General features: G+C 51.7%; 1 protein-coding gene. It reads left to right on the top strand.

Features of this window, described 5'->3' with window-relative positions:
- Positions 1-186: 186 nt before the first annotated feature.
- Positions 187-2108: alpha-L-fucosidase (locus VN105_RS12670; RefSeq protein WP_325641389.1), on the top strand; the 1922-nt coding region annotated here is incomplete at its 3' end.

Raw genomic sequence — 2108 nt, 5'->3', positions numbered from 1 at the left:
GCTGGTTATTATTGCCTTTTTTGCGGATATATGCTGAAAATCCGGTAAAGGGTTGGTAACCCAAAGCAGCTTCGAGGCGCGCTTAAAGCTAAAATTGAATTACTAATGGGGAATTTCGGATTGAACCGATCTGATTATCTGCCCTATCTTCGCTGACATCCTAATCCGTAACTTTTATTTCCGGCAATGAAAAAAAACACGTTACTCCTCGCTGCGCTGCTTGGTTTTAATATGGCAATGGCCCAGGAGATCAGGCCTTATGGCGCGCTGCCTTCAAAAGCACAGGTATCCTGGAATGATATGGAATATTATATGTTCATTCATTTTGGCCCCAATACTTTTACCAATAAAGAGTGGGGACATGGAGATGAAGATCCGAAGGTGTTCAATCCTACCCACCTGGATGCCCGTCAGTGGGCGCGTACTGCTAAAGCGGCCGGTATGAAAGGCATCGTGATCACTGCCAAACACCATGATGGCTTTTGCCTCTGGCCCAGTAAATACAGCACGCATACCGTGCGTGAAAGCGCCTGGAAAGATGGTAAAGGCGATGTGCTGGCGGAACTGTCCGCCGCCTGTAAGGAGTATGGGCTGAAGTTTGGGGTGTATCTTTCCCCGTGGGACCGTAATCATCCGGAATATGGCAAGCCGGGGTACAACCAGGTGTTTGCCAATACGCTCAATGAAGTGCTTTCCGGCTACGGCCCTGTATTTGAACAATGGTTCGACGGCGCCAATGGCGGCAATATCAAGCAGCCGTACGACTGGAACCTGTTCCACAGCGTGGTATATAGGAACCAGCCCAACGCCGTTATCTTCAGTGATGTAGGTCCGGGTTGCCGCTGGGTAGGTAATGAAAATGGCATTGCCGGTACTACCAACTGGAGTACGCTGAATGTAAAAGGCTTTTCTCCCGGCGCCAACGGCCCGGCTACCAAGTCGCTCAATGAAGGTAATGAGGATGGCGAACAATGGATCCCCGCCGAGTGCGATGTGTCTATCCGGCCGGGATGGTTTTACAGCCCGGAAACAAATGACAAGGTAAAATCAGTGTCCACATTACTCGATATTTATTATGGCTCCGTAGGCCGCAATGGTAACCTGATCCTCAATGTGCCGGTGGACCGGGATGGACTCATCCACCCGAACGACTCTACCCGCCTGATGGAGCTGCGCCGTGTGCTGGACGCATCTTTCAAAAATAACCTGGCAAAACAGGCGCTGGTAACAGCTACCAATACCCGCAGCAATAATAAAAATGTAAAGGTGGCGCACCTGAACGATGGCACCAACAGCACTTACTGGGCCACCTCCGATGATGCCACCACTACAGTGATCAACCTGAGTTACAAGCAACCCATTACCTTCAACAGGGTGGTGCTGCAGGAATACATTGCGCTGGGGCAGCGGGTGAAAGCCTTCAGCGTGGAGATCCTGGAAAACGGCAACTGGAAAGAGATTGCAAAGGAAACTACCATCGGGCATAAACGCATCCTGCGTTTAAAGGACTACACCACCACACAGGTGCGTATCAATATCCTGGATGCCAAAGCGGCCCCGGTGATCAGCGAGGTACAGCTGTACAAGGCGCCGGGATTACTTACCCTGCCGCAGATTGGCCGCACGGCCGATGGAAAGGTATGGATCCGCAGCGAATCCGGCGATACGGAAATCCATTACACCCTGGATGGTGGCGAACCTACTTTGAAATCGCCGAAGTATGCGGCAGCTAACGATAATGTCAGCGGAACAGTTATCAATCTCCCCCTGGGCGGTGTGGTAAAAGCCAAAGCCTTCCTGGATAAAGGCAAAACCGCCAGTGAAACGGTTACCGCCACTTTCGACATTGCACCTGCCAAATGGAAGGTGGTTGCGCCGGAAGCCACCGGCAAAGACAACAACCCGGCTAAAGCAATTGATGGCAACACCGCCAGCGTTTATGTGGCAGGTAACAAAGAAACAGCTGCCGAATACCCGCATGAGCTGCAGGTAGACCTGGGCGAAACCCTTTCCCTGAAAGGATTTACCTATACGCCTGCCGGCAGCGGCATCATTTACGGCTACGAATTTTACACCAGCGCCGACGGCAAAAACTGGGGTAGCCCGGT

The organism is Chitinophaga sp., from assembly GCF_035564935.1.
Taxonomy (GTDB): domain Bacteria; phylum Bacteroidota; class Bacteroidia; order Chitinophagales; family Chitinophagaceae; genus Chitinophaga.
Note: the sequence above shows the minus strand (reverse complement) of the source record. Positions and strands in the feature narration are given on the sequence as shown.